The sequence below is a fragment of the Cyanobium sp. ULC082 genome (assembly GCF_977927535.1).
In genome coordinates, this window is the sequence record NZ_OZ376398.1 from 1,052,251 (window position 1) to 1,069,231 (window position 16,981).

Consider the following 16,981-nt stretch of genomic DNA (forward strand, 5'->3'; position numbering starts at 1 on the left):
AACAGCACGGGAACAACCCGATCGGAGGTCAGCCGATCAGGTCGCACTGACCACCGGCGGCCTCGATTTTTTCGCGGGCGCTGCTGGTGAACGCTGCCGCCTGCACCGTGAGTTTGACCCCGAGATCACCGTTGCCGAGGATCTTGAGCGGGTGCTTCGGACTGGTGACCAGCCCGGCCTCAACCAGGGAATCCAGATTGACCAGGCTGCCGGCTTTCAACCCAGCCAGCTTGGCGACGTTCAGAACGGTGAACTGCTTGGGGTTCACCAGGGTGAAGTGCTTGAGCTTCGGCAAGCGGCGATAGAGAGGCATCTGGCCTCCCTCGAAGCCGGGGCGGGTTGGGCTGCCGGAACGGGATTTCTGGCCACGCATGCCGAAGCCGCAACTGGCGCCCTGGCCGGCGGCGATGCCGCGACCCTTGCGAAGTTTGCGGCGGCGTGAGCCTGCCTGGGGCTTGAGAGTTTGAAGGGAGAGTGTCATCACGGGCTCAGGAGTAGATCTGCTCAAGGGAAATGCCCCGTTCTTTGGCGGTTTCCTTGTGGGTCCGCAGCACCTGCAGGGCTTGGATGGCGGCGCGGGCATTGTTCAGCGGGGTTTTGCTGCCCAGCCGTTTGGCCAGCACGTTCTTGATGCCGGCCAGTTCGAGCACGGTGCGGATCGAACCGCCGGCAATCACGCCGGTGCCCGGGGCCGCGGGGCGCATCAGCACGCTGGCGGCCCCGTCGACGCCACGGCTGTCAGTGGGAATCGAGCTGGTGCGGGTGAGGGGGACCTTGACCAGATGCTTCTTGCCGTCCGCCACGCCCTTGCGAACCGCTCCGATCACGTCACCGGCTTTGCCGACGCCGACGCCCACCTGGCCCCGTTCGTTGCCGACCACCACAATGGCCCTGAAGCTCATTTTCTTGCCGCCCTTGACGGTCTTGGAGACCCGGCGGATCTGAACCACCCGTTCCTGCCATTCGGAGTCGCGCTCCTGGCCACGGCGGTTGTCGCCCCGCCGTCCACCTCCGCGTCGGTCGCCTCCTTTGGCATCAGCACCTCCCCGGCCGCCGCGCCGCTCCTGCTGGCCCTCGGCAGCGGCCGGAACATCGGCGGCCCCGGGAATCTCGCTGGACTGGATCTGTTGGTTGATTTCGCTCATGGTTGGATCCGGTTCAGAACTCGAGGCCCGCTTCCCGGGCAGCGTCGGCAAGGGCTTTGACCCGACCGTGGTACAGCTTGCCACCGCGGTCGAACACGACCTGCTGGATGCCCTTGGCCAGTGCCCGCTGGGCAACCAGCTGACCCACCGCCACGGAGGCATCGCAGGAAGCGCTGGCCTCGAGGCTGGTGCGCAGGTCCTTGTCGAGGGTCGAGGCGGCGCAGAGGGTGCTCTGGGCTTCGTCGTCGATGACCTGGGCGTAGATGTGGTTGTTGGAGCGGAACACGGCCAGGCGCGGGCGCATGGCGGTGCCGTTGAGGTGGCGACGCAGGCGGCGGTGACGCTTCTGGGTCTGCTGTTTGCGGGAAACGGTGGACATGGCAGGTAGGGATAGGGAGGCTCAGGCCGTCCTCATTTCTTGCCGGTTTTGCCGGCTTTGCGCAGGATGCGTTCACCCTCGAACTTGATGCCTTTGCCCTTGTAGGGCTCGGGTGGCCTGATGGCGCGGATTTTGGCGGCTTCGTTGCCCACCAGCTCCTTGTCGGAACCGGAGACCAGCACCTGGGTGTTGTTCTCCACCAAAAAAGTGATGCCCTCGGGAGGGTTGACTTCGACGGGGTGGCTGTAGCCGGCGCTCACCACCAGTTTGCGGCCCTGCACCTGGGCGCGGTAGCCGACCCCGATGATTTCGAGCTTGCGGGTGAAGCCCTTGCTCACGCCCTCGACCATGTTGGCCACCAGGGTGCGACAGAGGCCGTGGCGCTCCCGGGAGCGCCGGGTTCCATCGGCCGCGGCGACCAGCAGGGTGCCCTTCTCCTCGCTGATCACCACGCCATCGGGAAGGACGCGACTGAGTTCACCCCTGGGACCTTTGACCGATACCGCCAGTCCATCCAAGGTGATGGACACCTTGTCGGGGATGGGAATCGGAGCTTTACCTATACGTGACATGGTTGGCTCTCAGATCAGTAGATGTAGCAGAGCACTTCACCGCCGACGCCCTGCTTGCGGGCATCACGGTCGCTCATCACACCCCTGGAGGTGGAGATGATCGCCACACCAAGGCCGCCGAGCACCTTGGGCAACTGCCGCGTGTTCTTGTAAATGCGCAGGCCAGGCTTGCTGACCCGCTGGACAGAGCGGATCGTGGGCTGGCGATGCTTGCCGCTGTATTTCAGCTCAAGCACAAGGTGCTTCAACACCCCTTCGCCTTCTTCACTGATCTCGGCGATGAAGCCTTCCTTCTGGAGCACCTTGGCGATGCTGTGGGAGAGGCGGGAAGCAGGCACCTTGGTGGTCTGGTGCTTTTTCTCACTCGCATTGCGGATGCGGGTGAGCATGTCTGAAATCGGGTCGTGGTTGGCCATGGGTGGGTCCGAAGAGGGCTCAGTTGCTGCGGAACGGCATTCCCATCTCGCGGAGGAGGGCCCGGCCCTCTTCGTCGGTACGGGCACTGGTCACGATGGTGATGTCCATGCCGCGGATGGCGTCGATCTTGTCGTAGGAGATTTCCGGGAAGATGATCTGCTCGCGAACCCCGAGGGTGTAATTGCCGCGGCCATCAAAGCTTTTGGGGCTGACGCCGCGGAAATCACGGATTCGGGGCAGGGCCAGGTTGATCAGACGCTCCAGGAAGGCGTACATCCGCTCGCCACGAAGGGTGACGGCCACGCCGATCGGCATCCCCTCCCGGATCTTGAAGGCGGCGATCGCCTTCTTGGCCCGGGTCACCACCACTTTCTGACCGGTGATGGTGGCCATCTCCGCGATCGAGGCCTCCAGAGCCTTGGCATTCTGGGCGGCTTCGCCGAGGCCCCTGTTGACGGTGACTTTCATCACCTTGGGAACTTCGTGGATGTTGGAGAGGTTGAGATCCTTGAGCAGCTTGGGCTGGATCGTCTCCCGGTAACGCTGTTTGAGTGACATGGCGGGCGGAGGAGTTGCGCTTCTGGACGTTGTCAGAGAGCGAAGAAGGGAGGAAAGGAGCGTGGGTGGCAGCTGGAGCGGGACTGGATCGGCTGACGGATCAATCGATCAGTTCGCCGGTTTTCTTGAGACGACGTTTCTTGGTGCCGTCGGCCTGGATGGCGATTTCCACCCGGCTGGCCACGGCCGCGCTGGTGGAATACAGCATCAGGTTGGAGGCATGCACAGAGGCTTCCTCGGTGGCGATGCGGCCGCTCTCACCTTCCTGGGTGGGTTTGATGTGGCGGGTGCGCAGGTTGATGCCCTGCACGATCGCCCTGTTCTCATTCGGCAGGGTGCGGAGCACTTCGCCGGTTTTGCCTTTGTCCTTGCCGGCAATCACCTTGACGGTGTCGCCTTTGCGGATGCGCATCTTGATGCGCTCGGCGGGCTTGGTTCTGACGGTTGCCGTGGCCATCTCAGATCACCTCCGGAGCGAGCGAAACGATCTTGGTGAAGTTACGTTCACGCAATTCGCGGGCAACGGGTCCGAAGACCCTGGTGCCTTTCGGATTGTTGTCGGTGCCGAGGATCACGGCAGCGTTGTCGTCGAAGCGAATTGAGTTGCCGGTATCCCGACGGAGGGTGGCACGGGTTCTGACCACCACGGCCTTCACGACATCCGATTTCTTCACGCCCATGTTGGGCATGGCGTCCTTTACGGCCGCCACGATCACATCGCCCACATGGGCGTAGCGACGGTTCGTGCCGAGCACCCGGATGCACTGGATGCGTTTGGCGCCGCTGTTGTCAGCGACATTGAGGAAAGTTTCTTGCTGAATCATGGTGGGATCTGCTCAGCTTGCGCCGGATGGATTGAGAACCTCGGCCACGGCCCAGCGCTTGGTGCGACTGAGCGGACGGGTTTCGGTGATCCGAACCCGATCCCCCACCTGACAGCGGTTCTCCTCGTCGTGGGCTTTGTAGCGGGTGGTGCGGCTGACGGTCTTTTGATAGATGGGATGGGGGAAGCGGTTTTCGACCGCCACCACCACCGTTTTGTCCATCTTGTCGCTGACGACGGTGCCGACCCTTTCCTTGAGTGCCATGGTTGGTATGAGGGGGATCAGGAGGCGGACAGGGCGGAGCGCTGACGCTCCTTCTGCACCGTCAGCAGGTGGGCCAGCTTGATGCGGCTCTGCTTGAAGCGGTGTGGTTGCTCCAGGCGGCGGGTGGCCTGCTGGAAGCGGAGGTCGAACAGTTCGCGGCGGCAGCCACTGATCTGTTCTTGGATCTCGGCGTCGGTGAGGTTGCGGACCTCGGTGATGTCAGGACGGGCCATGGTCAGGAGTCCCCGGAGAGGACGGTTTCCAGAACGGGTTCTGGAGTGGACACGGGTGCCTGGTCATCCAGGGCCAGAAATTTTGTTTTGACCGGCAGTTTGTACTGAGCCAGGCGCATCGCCTCCTTGGCGATGGTTTCGGTGATTTCCGGACCGCCCATCTCAAAGAGAATGCGACCGGGTTTGATCACGGCCACCCAGAATTCCGGGTTGCCCTTACCGGAGCCCATGCGGGTTTCGGCAGGACGCATCGTGACGGGCTTGTCAGGGAAGATCCGAATCCAGATTTTCCCTCCCCGCTTGACATGGCGGGTCATGGCCCTGCGGCTGGCTTCAATCTGGCGGGAAGTGATCCAGCCACATTCCTGGGCTTGCAATGCAAACTGACCGAAGGCAATCGTGTTGCCCCGGGTAGCGGTGCCGCACATGCGGCCTCGCTGCTGTTTGCGGAATTTGACGCGACGTGGACTCAGCATGATTCAGGTCTCCTGATCACTCCTTGTTGGAGCGGTCTTCAAATTCTTGTGGACGCCGGCTGGTGCGGCGTCGGGCGGCTCCATCCGCAGGCAGCTGTTCCTTCTGCCCGGGTAGCACTTCCCCTTTGAACACCCAGACCTTGATACCGAGCACTCCATAGGTGGTGGTGGCCACCTTGGTGGCGTAGTCGATATCGGCTCGGAGAGTGTGCAGCGGCACACGTCCTTCGCGGGTCCATTCAGTGCGGGCGATCTCAGCGCCGTTGAGGCGACCGCTCACCTGAATCTTCAATCCCAGCACACCGGCCCGCTGGGCACGTTGAACGGTCATCCGCATGACGCGGCGGAAGGCCACGCGCTTCTCAAGTTGCTGGGCGATGTACTCGGCCAGCAGAAAAGCGTCGGCATCGACCCGCTCCACTTCCACAACGTTGATGCGCACCTGGCGGTGGCGATCCCCGAGGGTGGTCTGGATTCCGGTGCGCAGATCTTCGATCCCGCTGCCCTGGCGGCCGACAAGCACGCCGGGGCGAGCTGTTTTGAGCTCAACTTCAAGCTGATCGGCCTTGCGGGCGATCAACACGTCGCTGATGCCGGCACTGGCGTACTTCTTGTGGATGAACTTGCGGATCCGATCATCCTCCTGAAGCAGGAGGGGATAGGTCTTGCTGGGTGCATACCAGCGCGAGCGGTGTTCCTGGGTGATCCCCAGGCGCAGGCCGGTTGGATGGATCTTGTGTCCCATCGGTCGGTGTCCTCGGGGGTCAGGTGATGGGTGCTGCCACAGCAATGCTGATGTGGCAGGTTTGTTTTTTGATGGCGAAGGCTCGCCCCTGGGCGCGTGGACGGAATCGCTTCAGGGATGGACCCATGTCGGCGATGGCCGTGCTGATCACCAGGGAGGCGGGATCAAGGCCCAGGTTGTGTTCCGCGTTGGCAACTGCAGAACGCAGCACCTTCGTGATCGGACCGGTGGAGCGGTAGGGCATGAACTCAAGCAGAATCAGCGCCTCGCGATAGGAGCGGCCGCGAATTTGGTCGAGCACCCGACGCACCTTCGATACGGAACCGCGGATGTAGCGGCCGTGGGCGCGGGCTTCTTGGCTGGTGGAGGTTGGATTGGCCATGGTGTTTCGCTCCTTAACGGGCACCTTTTTTGTCCTTGATGTGGCCGCGGAAGGTGCGGGTGGGGGCGAACTCCCCCAGCTTGTGGCCCACCATCTGCTCCGTCACGTAGACGGGCACATGGCTCTTGCCGTTGTGAACAGCGATTGTGTGGCCGATCATCATCGGCAGAATCGTCGAAGCCCGTGACCAGGTCTTGATCACGGATTTGTCGCCGGCGCTGTTCTGCGTTTCGACCTTACGCAGCAAGTGATCGGCAACAAAAGGTCCTTTTTTGAGTGAACGTCCCATGGCGGTTTAAGCAGAGTGCAAAACGGGGTTGTTGGCCATCACGAATCCCGTCCGCCACGGCTCCGCTTGGAGGTGCGGCGACGTTTGCGCAGCACAAACCGATTGCTCGGCTTGTTCCGCTTACGGGTTTTGAGGCCCAGGGCAGGTTTGCCCCAGGGGGTGACCGGGCCGGAGCGGCCGATCGGTGCCCGACCCTCACCACCACCGTGGGGGTGATCGCAGGGGTTCATCACACTGCCGCGCACCTCGGGACGGCGGCCCAGCCAGCGTTTGCGGCCGGCTTTGCCGAGGCTGGTGTTGCGGACCTCGGCGTTGCCCACTTCGCCCAGGGTGGCGTAGCACTCGCGGCGTACCAGCCGGACTTCCGTGGAAGGCAGTTTCAAGGCGACGTAGTCGCCCTCCTTGGCCATCACCTGGGCACTGGCTCCGGCGGTGCGAACCATCTGGCCACCACGCCCGGCGTAGAGCTCAACGTTGTGAACGCTGGAGCCAAGTGGAATGGAGGAGAGCGGTAAGGCATTGCCGGTTTCGATCGGCGCTTCCGGACCCGAAACCACCGTCTGGCCCACCTCAATCCCGGCCGGAGCCAGGATGTAGCGCTTTTCGCCGTCGGTGTAGAAGAGCAAGGCCAGCCGGGCGTTGCGGTGGGGGTCGTAGTGGATGGCGGCCACTCTGGCCACCACGTTGTGCTTGTCGCGGCGGAAGTCGACCATCCGGTAGAGACGCTTGTGGCCACCACCGCGGTGACGGCAGGTGATCACACCGCGGTTGTTGCGACCTTTGTTGCGGTGCTTGGCCATGACCAAGCTCCGCTCCGGTTTCCGCTCAGTGACTTCACTGAAGTCACTGGCGGCACGACCGCGGGTGCCGGGGGTGTAGGGACGGTAGTTGCGAATTGCCATAACGGTTCAGTTCCCTCAGGCCTCTGGGAAGAGCTGGATGCTGTTGCCTGCGGCAAGACGGACCACCGCTTTCTTCACTTGGGCACGCTTGCCGGCGAACCGCCCGACGCGTCGGGACCGACGCGGGGGATTCATGGTGCTCACCCCGATCACCCGTACGTCGAAGAGTTGCTCGACGGCGGCTTTGATGTCGGGCTTCGCGGCCCGATGATCCACCTCAAAGGTGTACTGGTTGAGTTCCAGAGCACGGGTGGCCTTTTCGGTGATCAGCGGCTTGCGGATCACGTCCGCCAGCCGACCTTCAAAACGTTCAGTCATCGCCGTAGACCTCCTGAATCTTGGCCAGTGCCTCCTCGCTCAGCACCAATCGCTTGGCATTGAGCAGATCGAACATGTTCAGCTGATCGGCAGCGATCAGTTTCACCTTTTCGAGATTGCGCACCGACAGGCGCACCACCTCGGATGGGGCATCGAGCACCAGCAGCACCTTGTTGGTGGCCGGGATGTCCCAGCGCAGCAGGGCTGCCACGATCTCCCGTGTTTTGGGTGCTTCGAGGGCTGTGGCGAATCCCTTCACCACCGTGATGTCGGCGGCCCGACTGATCAGCGCCGTGCGCAGGGCAAGCCGCCGCTCCTTCCGGTTCATCGAAACGGCGTAGGAGCGTGGCTTGGGACCGAACACCACGCCGCCGCCTGGGCGGAGCGGGGTGCGGATCGAGCCCTGACGGGCCCGACCGGTGCCTTTCTGCTTGTAGGGCTTGCGACCGCCACCGCGCACTTCGGCGCGGGTGAGGCTGCTGGCAGTGCCCTGGCGCGCATTGGCCAATTGCCGCACCACGGCGCGGTGCACCAGGCCGGCCGCTGACGAATCCTTGGCGACCTTCAGGTTGAGAGAGGCTTCACCAGCCTCCTTCCCCTGCCAATCACGAATGACGCATTGAATCATGGTTGACATTCTCAGCTCGCCTCCTTGTCACCGACCCGCTTGGCGGGGCGGATGTTGAGCAGGGCCCCGGGCTTGCCCGGCACCGAACCCTTGACCACCAGAAGGTTGCGCTCAAAATCGACCTTGAGGATCGTGAGGCCCCGGGTGGTGGTCTGCTTGCCGCCGTAGCGGCCGGCCATCCGCTTGCCGGGATAGACCCGGCCGGGGGTGGTGCCCGCTCCGGTCGAACCGGGCTGCCGGTGATTCTTCGAACCGTGGCTCATCGGACCACGGCTGAAGCCGTGCCGCTTCTGATAACCACTGAAGCCACGCCCCATGGTGTCGCCGCTGACGTCGACCTTCTGGCCGGCTTCGAAACGCTCAACCGTGATTTCTTCTCCGAGCTCCAGGCCGTCAACCGAGTTGAGCCGGTATTCGGTGAGATGGCGCAGCGGATTGGGGCCGGATTTGGCCAGGTGGCCGGTGGCCGGCTTGTTGACGAGTTTCTCGCGAATCTCGCCGAAGCCGAGCTGAACGGCTGTGTAACCGTCGGAGGCTGGGGTTTTGACCTGGGTGATGCGGCAGGGACCCGCCTCGATCAAGGTGACCGGGATGGACTTGCCTTCTGCCGTGAAGAACTGGGACATACCCAGTTTCTTCCCGAGAATGCCGATGGACATGGGATGGGATGGACGCCAGCAAGGACAATGCTTCCCCGTTCAATGATGAACCGGAAAGACCTGGGGCTGCTTCGTGGAACTCGCTTTGGTCCGACTTGGATGGCTGGGTCTGACAGGGTCTGACGCGGCCTGACTGGGTCTGACGCGGTTTTGACCTGAGCAGTTCAGTGAACAGTTCAGGGCAAGACCGATTGAGCTAGCGGTGGAGCGAAACAGCAGGCCGGGACTTTCCCGCTCGATCGAAACCGAGCGACAGTTTCCCGCCAAATCCTGGATTCCTGTGGCTGGGCTGGTTCAACCGGTGGGTTGAAATTCAACTCAGACGAGGGAGTGGATCAGGAAATGGGTTTGCCTCGAAAGGAGTCATCGCCAGCGATGACTCCGCGCAGAGATCCGGAGGCCCGGCTAGCGGACGGGCGCAGATCAATTGCACAGTCATTCAACATACCTCACGATCAACCCAACCATTTTCAAGGGGTTCTCCTGTCAGAATCGGACCCATTGGTGCGGACCTTCCCATGCCCTTGCTGCTCAGTGGCCGTCGCTTCCGTGCCGACCTGGAGCAGGCCGGAGCGCTCGCGCTCTACGCCCCGCTGGAAGGTGGCGCCGAAACCCGTCTGCTGCGCCGCCTGCGGGCAAGTGGCTACCGCGCCCAGATGACCTCGGCGCGGGGTCTTGGTGACCCCGAAGCTTTTCTGTTCGAGTCGCACGGGATCCGACCTCCCCACCTTGGTCATCACAGTGTCGGCCGTGGTGCTGCCGTCGGCACGGTCCAGCGGGTGATGCCTCAGCTCGGATCCCTGCTTGAGGGCGACAGCCCCATTCTGCTCTGGTTGCTGGAGGCCCAGGTCCTTTCAGCCGCAGAGCGCGCTTCGCTCTGCTCCCTGACCCGGCGGGAACCGCGCCTGAAGATCGTTGCGGAGATGGGGGGTTCGCGCAGCCTGCGCTGGGAGCCACTGGAGCTGTGTGCGGCCTGAGCAGGCCCTGGCCCATGGCCACTGGGTCAAGCTGATCTGCGGTGCCAGCAACCAGGATCCCGCCGGCATCGAAGACCTGTGTGGGATCTATACCCTGGCCGGTGTCCATTGCATTGATGTGGCGGCCGATCCTGCGGTGGTGGCTGCAGCCCGACGGGGCATCGGCTGGGGGCTCGATCAGTCTGATTCGGCCACTCCGAGCCGTCCCTGGCTGATGGTCAGCCTCAGCGATGGTGAGGATCCCCATTTTCGCAAGGCCTGGTTCGATCCGCTCCGCTGCCCGCCCCGTTGTCCACGTCCGTGTCAGCGGGTCTGTCCGGCCCTGGCGATCGCTGCTGAGGGGGGTGTCCGGGCCGAGAGCTGCTACGGATGTGGTCGCTGTCTTCCTGTCTGTCCCCAGGGCTTGATCGAGGAGCGAGGCCAGGTCCTCTCAGCCGCCCAGGTTGCTCCGCTTCTGGCCCGGTTGAAGCCCGATCTGGTCGAGCTCCATACCCAGCCCGGGCGGGGCGAGTCTTTCGCCCTTCGCCTCGATCAGGTGATCGCCTCAGGTCTGCCGCTCAGGCATCTGGCGGTGAGCTGTGGCTGGGGAGAGGGCCCTGATCCTGCCAGCTCCACCAGCAGGGAGCTCTGGCAGCGTTTCGCCTTGCTGCGCCACCACCAGCTGTGTCCGATCTGGCAGCTGGACGGCCGGCCGATGAGTGGGGACATCGGGGACGGCACCGCCCATGCGGCGTTGCGACTGCTCACGGCCATGCGGCCCTTGGCGCCGCCTGGACCGCTGCAGCTGGCGGGTGGCACCAACGGGCTGACCTTGCCGTTGCTCCGGCGCCAGGCGGGCTCCGCCCTCGCCGCCCGGGCTCAAGCCGGTGGAGTGGCCTTCGGTGGAATGGCCCGTTCCCTGCTCCAGCCATTGATGCTTGAGGCGGAGCGGGGTGGCCGCCGCCTGCTCGAGGATGCCGCCCTCTGGCCTCTGGCCCTGGAGCGGGCCCGTCGGCTGGTTGGCCCCTGGTTGGCCCCCTGATCGCTAGAACTGGCGATCAGGGGGCCGATCCGGCGGGGAGCGTCAGCCCCGTGATCCCGATCGGTCCTGCAGCTCCCCCTCCCGGACCGGTTATGGCCGCCACCCAGCCGTTCAGCCCCTGGCGGATCACCGATGACCTGGCAGCCTTGCTTGAGGTTCTGCCGGCCGGGGTGCGCCAGGCCCTGGCCAGCCCAGCCCGGCAGGAGGGATTGCTGGAGGTGGTGCTTGATCTGGGGCGGAGTCCCGAGGCCCGTTACCCCGGCCGTGCCCTGATGCTCGGAACCCGGCCAGTCGAGCGAGCCGATCTGGCGGCGGTTGTGGAACGGCTTGGTGCCTTCGGCGGCGACAACCGGGCCGGAATCGAGCGCACCCTGCACCGGATCAGTGCCATCCGCAATCGCTCCGGTGAGGTGGTGGGACTCACCTGCCGGGTCGGCCGCGCCGTGTTCGGCACGGTGGCGATGGTGCGCGACCTGCTCGATTCCGGTGATTCGCTGTTGCTGATGGGGCGACCGGGTGTCGGCAAGACCACCGCTCTGCGCGAGATCGCCAGGGTGCTGGCCGATGAGCTGGAGCGGCGCGTGGTGGTGATCGACACCAGCAACGAAATCGCCGGCGACGGTGACATTCCGCACCCGGCCATCGGCCGGGCCCGGCGCATGCAGGTGGCGCGGCCGGAGCTGCAGCACCAGGTGATGATCGAGGCGGTGGAGAACCACATGCCGGAGGTGATCGTGATCGATGAGATCGGCACCGAGCTGGAAGCCAGAGCCGCCCGCACGATTGCCGAGCGGGGCGTGATGCTGGTGGCCACGGCCCATGGCAATGAGCTCGCCAACCTGATCCGCAATCCCACCCTTTCCGACCTGGTCGGTGGGATTCAGTCGGTGACCCTCGGGGATGAGGAGGCACGGCGGCGCGGCAGCCAGAAAACCGTGCTGGAACGCCGCGCCGAACCCACCTTTCCACTGGCAGTGGAGATCCGCAGCCGCAGCCGCTGGCTGGTTCATACCGATGTGGCCCGCACCGTCGATGGCCAGTTGCGAGGGCAGCCCGCCACGCCCCAGGTTCGTGAACTCGATGCGGCTGGGCTGCTGCGGGTGGAGCAGCCGCTGTCTCCCGGACTGGAGCTGCCCCCGCGCAGACGACCTCTCCTCTCCTCTCGCTCCTCCGTTCGCACCCCCTTCGCCCCGGTGCCGCTGCCGGATCCCCTCCAGCCGCCGCCCCATCGCCGGCTGGAACCCAGGCCCAGCGAGGAGCGCCTGAGCCTGTATTGCTGCGGGGTGAGTGATCAGCTGCTCGATCAGGTGGTGCGCAGCCGCCGCTGGCCTGTCGAGCGGGTCGCCGTTCTGGAGCAGGCCGACGGAGTGCTTGCCCTGCGTAGGCAGCTGGGCCGTGATCCGGAGGTGCGGCGGCTGGCTCAGCAGCTTCGGCTGCCGATTCTGGTGATCAAGACCGACACCCTGCCTCAGATTCTCAGGGGTGTGGAGCGGCTGTTGCGTCGCAGCCGGGAACCCTTGCCGGCTCCGGTCCCGTCGCGTTGGCAGGGGGCTGAGCGGGTTCAGGTTGATGGAGGTTTGCCCCCGGCCCGGATCGGAGTGCGGCAGGGACAAGCAGCGGCGCCCGGAGATGGTTCTTCCCTGGCCGGCGCGGGGGGACTCTCGACCTCGTCGGCCTGCGCACCGGAGATTGACGAAGGACGGCCCGCTGTGGGTAACTAGCAGGACACCCGGTACCGAGACGTTCGCCTCCACCGGTGCATTGGGCCGTCGCCAAGTGGTAAGGCAGCGGGTTTTGGTCCCGCCATTCCTAGGTTCGAATCCTAGCGGCCCAGTTTTTCAGTCTTCTTTCTGATTCCGTGCCTTCCGGGCCCCTGCTTGTCTTCGATTTCGATGGCGTTCTGGTTGACGGCATGGCGGAGTACTGGTGGAGTTCCCGTCAGGCCGCCTGTCTCCTGAAGCCTGGCCTGGTCCTCCCGGATCAGCTGCCTGAGGCGTTCGTCAGGCTGCGACCCCTGATTCACCAGGGTTGGGAGATGGTGCTGGTGGCGGCGGAGCTGGGCCGCTCCGGCTTCGACCCGGCGGCCTTCGAGGCTGATTATCCCGGTGCCCTCCGCCGAGCGCTGCTCCAGACGGGTTGGCAACCGCAGCCCCTGCAGGCGGCCCTGGAGGAGGTGCGTCGCCAGGCGATCGCCACCGTTCGGCCGCAGTGGCTGGCCCTGCACCGTCTCTACCCAGGGGTGAAGGAGCGCCTGCAGGGCCTTGCCGGCGAAGGGGCCGACTGGGTTGTGCTCACCACCAAGGGAGCAGCCTTTGCGGCCGAGCTGCTCGCCGCTGAGCAGTTGGCGCCGCTGCAGTTGTACGGCCATGAGCAGGGCAGCAAACCGGCTGTGCTGCTCCAGTTGCGGGAACGGCAGCGTCCGCTTTGGTTCATCGAAGACCGCCGCCCCACCCTGGAGACCGTGCGGGCCACCCCTGGACTGGAGCAGGTGCGCTGCTTCCTGGCCGGGTGGGGATACCTCAAGCCCGGCGATGGTGCCGACCTGCCCGATGGGATCACCCTGCTGGAGCCGAGCGCCTTCCGGGCCCCCTTGGCGATCTGGCCCTGACCCGCTAGCGTACGTCTGTACTAATTCCCGCTTGCCGCAATCGCTTCTCCCGGCCCGGTGCTCGCAACTGATCCAGTTTTTGCAACTGGTCCAGTTTTTGCAACTGATCCGGTCATCACAGCCGATTCGGTTTTCTGACTGGTTCCCTGCCCACAAGTGATACAGCGCCCGCCCTTGGTGGCACTGGTTCCCTGAGCTCGCGGCCCTTCCCCTGCCGGAATCGCCGCTCCGCTGCCTGTTCCTTTTCCTCTTCCGCCATGCCCGCCGACCCCAAGACCACTGACCTGAGGCTTGCCCATCCCCGTTCCGCCGCCGCTGGTCCCAGTGCCGCCGCCAGCTCGGAACGCGACAAGGCCTTGAATCTGGTGTTGGGCCAGATCGAGCGCAACTTCGGCAAGGGTTCGATCATGCGCCTCGGCGACGCTTCCAGGATGCGGGTGGAAACCGTGTCAACCGGGGCGCTCACCCTGGATCTGGCCCTCGGTGGCGGCTACCCCAAGGGTCGGGTGGTGGAGGTGTATGGCCCGGAGAGTTCCGGCAAAACCACGCTCACCCTGCATGCCATCGCCGAAGCGCAACGGCGAGGCGGTGTGGCGGCTTTCGTCGACGCCGAACATGCCCTTGATCCTGTCTATGCGGCTGCCCTGGGCGTTGATATTGAGAATCTGCTGGTGTCACAGCCCGATACCGGCGAGATGGCGCTGGAGATCGTCGATCAGCTGGTGCGCTCCGCCGCCGTTGACATCGTCGTGGTCGACTCGGTGGCGGCCCTCACTCCCCGGGCTGAAATCGAGGGGGAAATGGGCGATCTGGCGGTCGGCAGTCAGGCACGCCTGATGAGCCAGGCGATGCGCAAGATCACCGGCAACATCGGCAAATCTGGCTGCACGGTGATCTTTCTGAATCAGCTGCGCCAGAAGATCGGTGTCACCTACGGCAATCCGGAAACCACCACCGGTGGGAATGCCCTGAAGTTCTATGCCTCGGTGCGGCTTGACATCCGCCGCATCCAGACCCTCAAGCGGGGTACGGAGGAATACGGCATCCGGGCCAAGGTCAAGGTGGCGAAGAACAAGGTGGCACCGCCGTTCCGCATTGCCGAATTCGACATCCTCTTCGGCCGGGGCATCAGCACCCTTGGCTGTGTTCTGGATCTGGCGGAAGAAACCGGCGTGGTGGTACGCAAAGGTGCCTGGTACAGCTACGAGGGTGACAACATCGGTCAGGGTCGTGACAACACGATCACCTGGCTGGAGCAAAACCCCGAGCAGAAAGAGGCCATCGAAAAGGAAGTTCGCCGCCAGCTCACGGAGGGAGCCGACGTCACGGCCAACTCGATGAAGCCCCTGGCCGCTGCTGCCGCAAAACTGGCTGCCGGCTCAGTGGGCGTTGATTCGGAAGCGGTGATTGCCGTGGCTGAAGCCAGCTGAGCGATCAGCCGGACGCCACAGCCAGAACGGCGGGCGTCGGGAGAAGACCGTCCTGAAGAAAGAGGGTGACCCTCTGCAGTTCCTGAATTGCCTCGGCACCCTCCAGCTTCACCAGCTCCCGGCCATTGCGGGATTCCACCCAGCTGATCCCGAAGTCAGAGACGAGGAAACGGACCATGTGTCCATCGCCGAGGTCGGCTACGAAGGAGGCACCATGGCTTTCCTTGCCATCGCCGCAGACGTAGCAGGTGGCTGCCATGCCCTTGGCTTGGAGGCAGCTGGAGAGAGCCTGGAGGCTCATGACCAGATCCTGGACCAGGCACCGATATTGCTCTGCAAGTCGTTGGAACATCTGAAACCGGTTCCGAATGAGCCGATTCTAATGTTTTCTTTTGATTTGCGGAGGTAAAAATACTCAGATCCGCACCCGACCGATCAGCGGCCGTCGGCGAGCTCCCACCAGCCGGCCGTCGGCCCGATGAAGCGAACCGCGATCCAGAACAGCACCAGGGCTGCAATGCCGATCCAGGCGCCGCGGGTGGTGAGTTGAACGAACCGATCTGCCTGGTTGCGGCTGAGGGGAATCCAGGACACCAGCCGGGGTGAATTGTCTTTGGCGGACTCGGCGCTTTTGGTCTGGCGGGGAGGCAGGCCCTGGGCGGAGCGCCGCTTTGCTTCTCCCATCACAGTTCAGGCGGGTGGAATGGCAAAGGTTAGGTGGGTAGCAGCCTGCTCAACTCGACCCACGGTTCCAGACTGGTCAGAACCTGCTGTCCCCAGCTGCGGCTGCGCACCCGGCCGTCGAGCAGGGCCAGGCGGCCCGTGGCCCTGCGCAGGCTCGCCGAGGCCCGTTGCAGCTGGAGGACGGCTTCGGGCAGCAACAATTCCCGAAACCAGTCCCGTCCCTGCTGGCGCAGATTGGCCACCCTGGCGGCGGTCAGTGGGTCTTCGAGGCTGCTGATCGGTAACGGCCCAACGATCACCTGACAGGGCAGCGGCAGGCGGTTCTGGTGGTCGAGCCACCATCCCCAGCTGCAGCAGATCACACCGTTGCTCGCCGGTGCCGTGTTCTGGTGCACCACACGGCTGCCAAATTCGGCGGCGAGACCACTGGCCAGGGTGAGCCGCAGCGACGCATCTTCCACCAGCACGATGCTCAGGCCTGTCTGGGCCAGCACCAGGCGGCGGCTGTGGTCGAGCAGGTGGTCGCTGTAGTGGGGACTGTTCGGTAACGGCTGACGCCAGGGCACATAAAGGGGAAGCGGGTCCGCCAGGGGTGGTTCGGCCAGGTCCACCACCACCTTGGGTGTGATTCCGGGCAAGCCCGTTTCCTTCCCCAGCAGCCCGACCACCACGGTTCCCCGTCCATCGAGCAGCCCAGCGGCGACCTCGAGGGGTTCGAGCGGCTGGCGATGCAGTCGCCACTGCAGTTGGCGACGATCCACAGTCGCCCAGCTGGTCCAGTGGCGATCGTCCGCAGCCATCCAGGCCGGCCAGGGATCCGGCAGGGGACCGAGCAACCTGAGCAGCTGGCGAAGCGGGGCCTCGTCCTCCGGTGCCACGGCCACCTGGTTGCTTGGAGCGGCTGGCTGGCTCAGGATGCGTCGACTCAGCCGTTCATGCAGGGCGAGCAGGCTGGAGTCTGCGGCCGGGAGGCAGCGGCGGAGCTGCTCCCAGTGGCTGCTCTCCAGATTGATTTCGAGCGCTTCCCGCAGGCGTGATTGAACCAGTTCCGCCTCCGGAAACACCAGTTGCCGGGCTCCCAGTTCACCGCTTTGCCAGGCCCGGAGCAGACCCTCGTGACTCAGCAGCCAGAGGCGGGCCTGCTCCGGCGCCTTTTCACCTTCCCAGCAGGACAGAGCCAGGCCGGCGGCGCGGAGCCGCGGCAGCTCCACCTGCAGCAGCCTGCGGCGCATGGCCTCCGTTGCCACAAGGGCAACAGAAACTTCCCCCATCGCCAGGGGCACCATCAGGCCAACGAGCCAGTTGGGATCACTGCCGGCGGCCAGCCGGATCAAGGTGTGGTCGGCCCGTCGCAGGCTGCGCCCCACCAGCCGGCAGAGCGTGAGGTGATGGGGCCAGTCGCCACCGCCTTCCTGCCGAAGCAGATGCTTGAGCTGGTGGTGGGCCCGGGCTTCCAACATCGGCGAATCG

General features: G+C 64.6%; 26 protein-coding genes and 1 tRNA gene. 6 read left to right on the forward strand and 21 right to left on the reverse strand.

Annotated elements, in window-relative coordinates; translation table 11 throughout:
• Positions 1 to 28: 28 nt before the first annotated feature.
• The 18 genes from rplO to rplC form a co-directional block, all read right to left on the reverse strand.
• Positions 29 to 481 (reverse strand): 50S ribosomal protein L15, encoded by a 453-nt coding sequence (gene rplO, locus ACXMDY_RS14550; RefSeq protein WP_259700778.1) that lies wholly within the window; start codon positions 479 to 481, stop codon positions 29 to 31.
• Between the two features lie 7 nt (positions 482 to 488).
• Positions 489 to 1,145, reverse strand: coding sequence for a 30S ribosomal protein S5 (gene rpsE, locus ACXMDY_RS14555; RefSeq protein WP_259700779.1), 657 nt, complete (start codon positions 1,143 to 1,145; stop codon positions 489 to 491).
• A gap of 13 nt (positions 1,146 to 1,158) precedes the next feature.
• Positions 1,159 to 1,524, reverse strand: a complete 366-nt coding sequence (gene rplR, locus ACXMDY_RS14560; protein ID WP_259700780.1) for a 50S ribosomal protein L18 — start codon at positions 1,522 to 1,524, stop codon at positions 1,159 to 1,161.
• A gap of 32 nt (positions 1,525 to 1,556) precedes the next feature.
• Positions 1,557 to 2,096 (reverse strand): 50S ribosomal protein L6, encoded by a 540-nt coding sequence (rplF, locus tag ACXMDY_RS14565; protein WP_259700781.1) that lies wholly within the window; start codon positions 2,094 to 2,096, stop codon positions 1,557 to 1,559.
• A 14-nt stretch (positions 2,097 to 2,110) separates the two neighbouring features.
• Entirely contained in the window at positions 2,111 to 2,512 is a 402-nt protein-coding gene (rpsH, locus tag ACXMDY_RS14570; protein ID WP_259700782.1) for a 30S ribosomal protein S8, read from the reverse strand.
• A gap of 19 nt (positions 2,513 to 2,531) precedes the next feature.
• On the reverse strand, positions 2,532 to 3,071 hold the full coding sequence (rplE, locus tag ACXMDY_RS14575; protein ID WP_259700783.1) for a 50S ribosomal protein L5: 540 nt from the start codon (positions 3,069 to 3,071) through the stop codon (positions 2,532 to 2,534).
• A 100-nt stretch (positions 3,072 to 3,171) separates the two neighbouring features.
• Positions 3,172 to 3,528 carry a 50S ribosomal protein L24 gene (rplX, locus tag ACXMDY_RS14580; RefSeq protein ID WP_259700784.1) on the reverse strand — a complete coding sequence of 119 codons (357 nt, stop codon included), beginning with the start codon at positions 3,526 to 3,528 and terminating at the stop codon, positions 3,172 to 3,174.
• Position 3,529: 1 nt separating this feature from the next.
• A complete protein-coding gene (rplN, locus tag ACXMDY_RS14585; RefSeq protein ID WP_255089360.1) occupies positions 3,530 to 3,895 on the reverse strand; it encodes a 50S ribosomal protein L14 in 366 nt (121 codons plus the stop codon).
• Between the two features lie 12 nt (positions 3,896 to 3,907).
• Complete coding sequence (gene rpsQ / locus ACXMDY_RS14590) at positions 3,908 to 4,159, reverse strand: 30S ribosomal protein S17 (RefSeq protein ID WP_255089359.1); 252 nt, start codon at positions 4,157 to 4,159, stop codon at positions 3,908 to 3,910.
• 17 nt (positions 4,160 to 4,176) lie between these two features.
• Positions 4,177 to 4,392 (reverse strand): 50S ribosomal protein L29, encoded by a 216-nt coding sequence (gene rpmC / locus ACXMDY_RS14595; RefSeq protein ID WP_259700785.1) that lies wholly within the window; start codon positions 4,390 to 4,392, stop codon positions 4,177 to 4,179.
• Positions 4,393 to 4,394: 2 nt separating this feature from the next.
• Positions 4,395 to 4,868, reverse strand: a complete 474-nt coding sequence (rplP, locus tag ACXMDY_RS14600) for a 50S ribosomal protein L16 (RefSeq protein ID WP_259700786.1) — start codon at positions 4,866 to 4,868, stop codon at positions 4,395 to 4,397.
• A 16-nt stretch (positions 4,869 to 4,884) separates the two neighbouring features.
• Entirely contained in the window at positions 4,885 to 5,613 is a 729-nt protein-coding gene (gene rpsC, locus ACXMDY_RS14605; RefSeq protein WP_259700787.1) for a 30S ribosomal protein S3, read from the reverse strand.
• A gap of 19 nt (positions 5,614 to 5,632) precedes the next feature.
• Positions 5,633 to 5,995 (reverse strand): 50S ribosomal protein L22, encoded by a 363-nt coding sequence (gene rplV, locus ACXMDY_RS14610; protein WP_259700788.1) that lies wholly within the window; start codon positions 5,993 to 5,995, stop codon positions 5,633 to 5,635.
• Positions 5,996 to 6,008: 13 nt separating this feature from the next.
• Positions 6,009 to 6,284, reverse strand: coding sequence for a 30S ribosomal protein S19 (gene rpsS, locus ACXMDY_RS14615; RefSeq protein ID WP_255089353.1), 276 nt, complete (start codon positions 6,282 to 6,284; stop codon positions 6,009 to 6,011).
• A gap of 38 nt (positions 6,285 to 6,322) precedes the next feature.
• Positions 6,323 to 7,186, reverse strand: a complete 864-nt coding sequence (gene rplB / locus ACXMDY_RS14620; protein WP_259700789.1) for a 50S ribosomal protein L2 — start codon at positions 7,184 to 7,186, stop codon at positions 6,323 to 6,325.
• A gap of 15 nt (positions 7,187 to 7,201) precedes the next feature.
• Positions 7,202 to 7,504, reverse strand: coding sequence for a 50S ribosomal protein L23 (locus ACXMDY_RS14625; RefSeq protein ID WP_259700790.1), 303 nt, complete (start codon positions 7,502 to 7,504; stop codon positions 7,202 to 7,204).
• Positions 7,497 to 8,132, reverse strand: a complete 636-nt coding sequence (gene rplD, locus ACXMDY_RS14630) for a 50S ribosomal protein L4 (protein ID WP_259700791.1) — start codon at positions 8,130 to 8,132, stop codon at positions 7,497 to 7,499. The genes ACXMDY_RS14625 and rplD overlap by 8 nt, the downstream gene beginning before the upstream one ends.
• 11 nt (positions 8,133 to 8,143) lie before the next feature.
• Positions 8,144 to 8,791, reverse strand: coding sequence for a 50S ribosomal protein L3 (rplC, locus tag ACXMDY_RS14635; RefSeq protein WP_259700792.1), 648 nt, complete (start codon positions 8,789 to 8,791; stop codon positions 8,144 to 8,146).
• Between the two features lie 518 nt (positions 8,792 to 9,309).
• On the opposite strand from rplC, the gene ACXMDY_RS14640 reads away from it, so the two are divergent.
• The 6 genes from ACXMDY_RS14640 (at position 9,310) to recA (ending at position 14,827) form a co-directional block, all read left to right on the forward strand.
• Positions 9,310 to 9,768 carry an NAD(P)H-quinone oxidoreductase subunit N gene (locus tag ACXMDY_RS14640; protein WP_259700793.1) on the forward strand — a complete coding sequence of 153 codons (459 nt, stop codon included), beginning with the start codon at positions 9,310 to 9,312 and terminating at the stop codon, positions 9,766 to 9,768.
• Positions 9,758 to 10,789, forward strand: a complete 1,032-nt coding sequence (locus ACXMDY_RS14645) for a Light dependent period protein LdpA domain-containing protein (protein ID WP_259700794.1) — start codon at positions 9,758 to 9,760, stop codon at positions 10,787 to 10,789. Before ACXMDY_RS14640 ends, ACXMDY_RS14645 begins: the two co-directional genes overlap by 11 nt.
• Positions 10,790 to 10,881: 92 nt before the next feature.
• Positions 10,882 to 12,510: an AAA family ATPase gene (locus ACXMDY_RS14650; RefSeq protein WP_259700795.1), complete on the forward strand. Its 1,629-nt coding sequence runs from the start codon at positions 10,882 to 10,884 to the stop codon at positions 12,508 to 12,510.
• A 41-nt stretch (positions 12,511 to 12,551) separates the two neighbouring features.
• A tRNA-Gln gene (locus ACXMDY_RS14655) sits at positions 12,552 to 12,623 on the forward strand.
• Positions 12,624 to 12,647: 24 nt separating this feature from the next.
• Positions 12,648 to 13,397: an HAD family hydrolase gene (locus tag ACXMDY_RS14660; RefSeq protein ID WP_259700796.1), complete on the forward strand. Its 750-nt coding sequence runs from the start codon at positions 12,648 to 12,650 to the stop codon at positions 13,395 to 13,397.
• 257 nt (positions 13,398 to 13,654) lie between these two features.
• A complete protein-coding gene (gene recA / locus ACXMDY_RS14665; protein WP_259700797.1) occupies positions 13,655 to 14,827 on the forward strand; it encodes a recombinase RecA in 1,173 nt (390 codons plus the stop codon).
• 4 nt (positions 14,828 to 14,831) lie between these two features.
• On the opposite strand, the gene ACXMDY_RS14670 is transcribed toward recA, so the two are convergent.
• From ACXMDY_RS14670 to ACXMDY_RS14680, 3 genes are all read right to left on the reverse strand, one after another.
• Entirely contained in the window at positions 14,832 to 15,179 is a 348-nt protein-coding gene (locus tag ACXMDY_RS14670; RefSeq protein ID WP_259700798.1) for a DUF1815 family protein, read from the reverse strand.
• Between the two features lie 83 nt (positions 15,180 to 15,262).
• The gene (locus ACXMDY_RS14675; RefSeq protein WP_259700799.1) at positions 15,263 to 15,511 is read right to left on the reverse strand and encodes a DUF2839 domain-containing protein; all 249 of its coding nucleotides are present in this window, start codon (positions 15,509 to 15,511) and stop codon (positions 15,263 to 15,265) included.
• A gap of 29 nt (positions 15,512 to 15,540) precedes the next feature.
• Positions 15,541 to 16,971 (reverse strand): ATP-dependent DNA helicase, encoded by a 1,431-nt coding sequence (locus tag ACXMDY_RS14680; RefSeq protein WP_259700800.1) that lies wholly within the window; start codon positions 16,969 to 16,971, stop codon positions 15,541 to 15,543.
• Positions 16,972 to 16,981 lie beyond the last annotated feature (10 nt).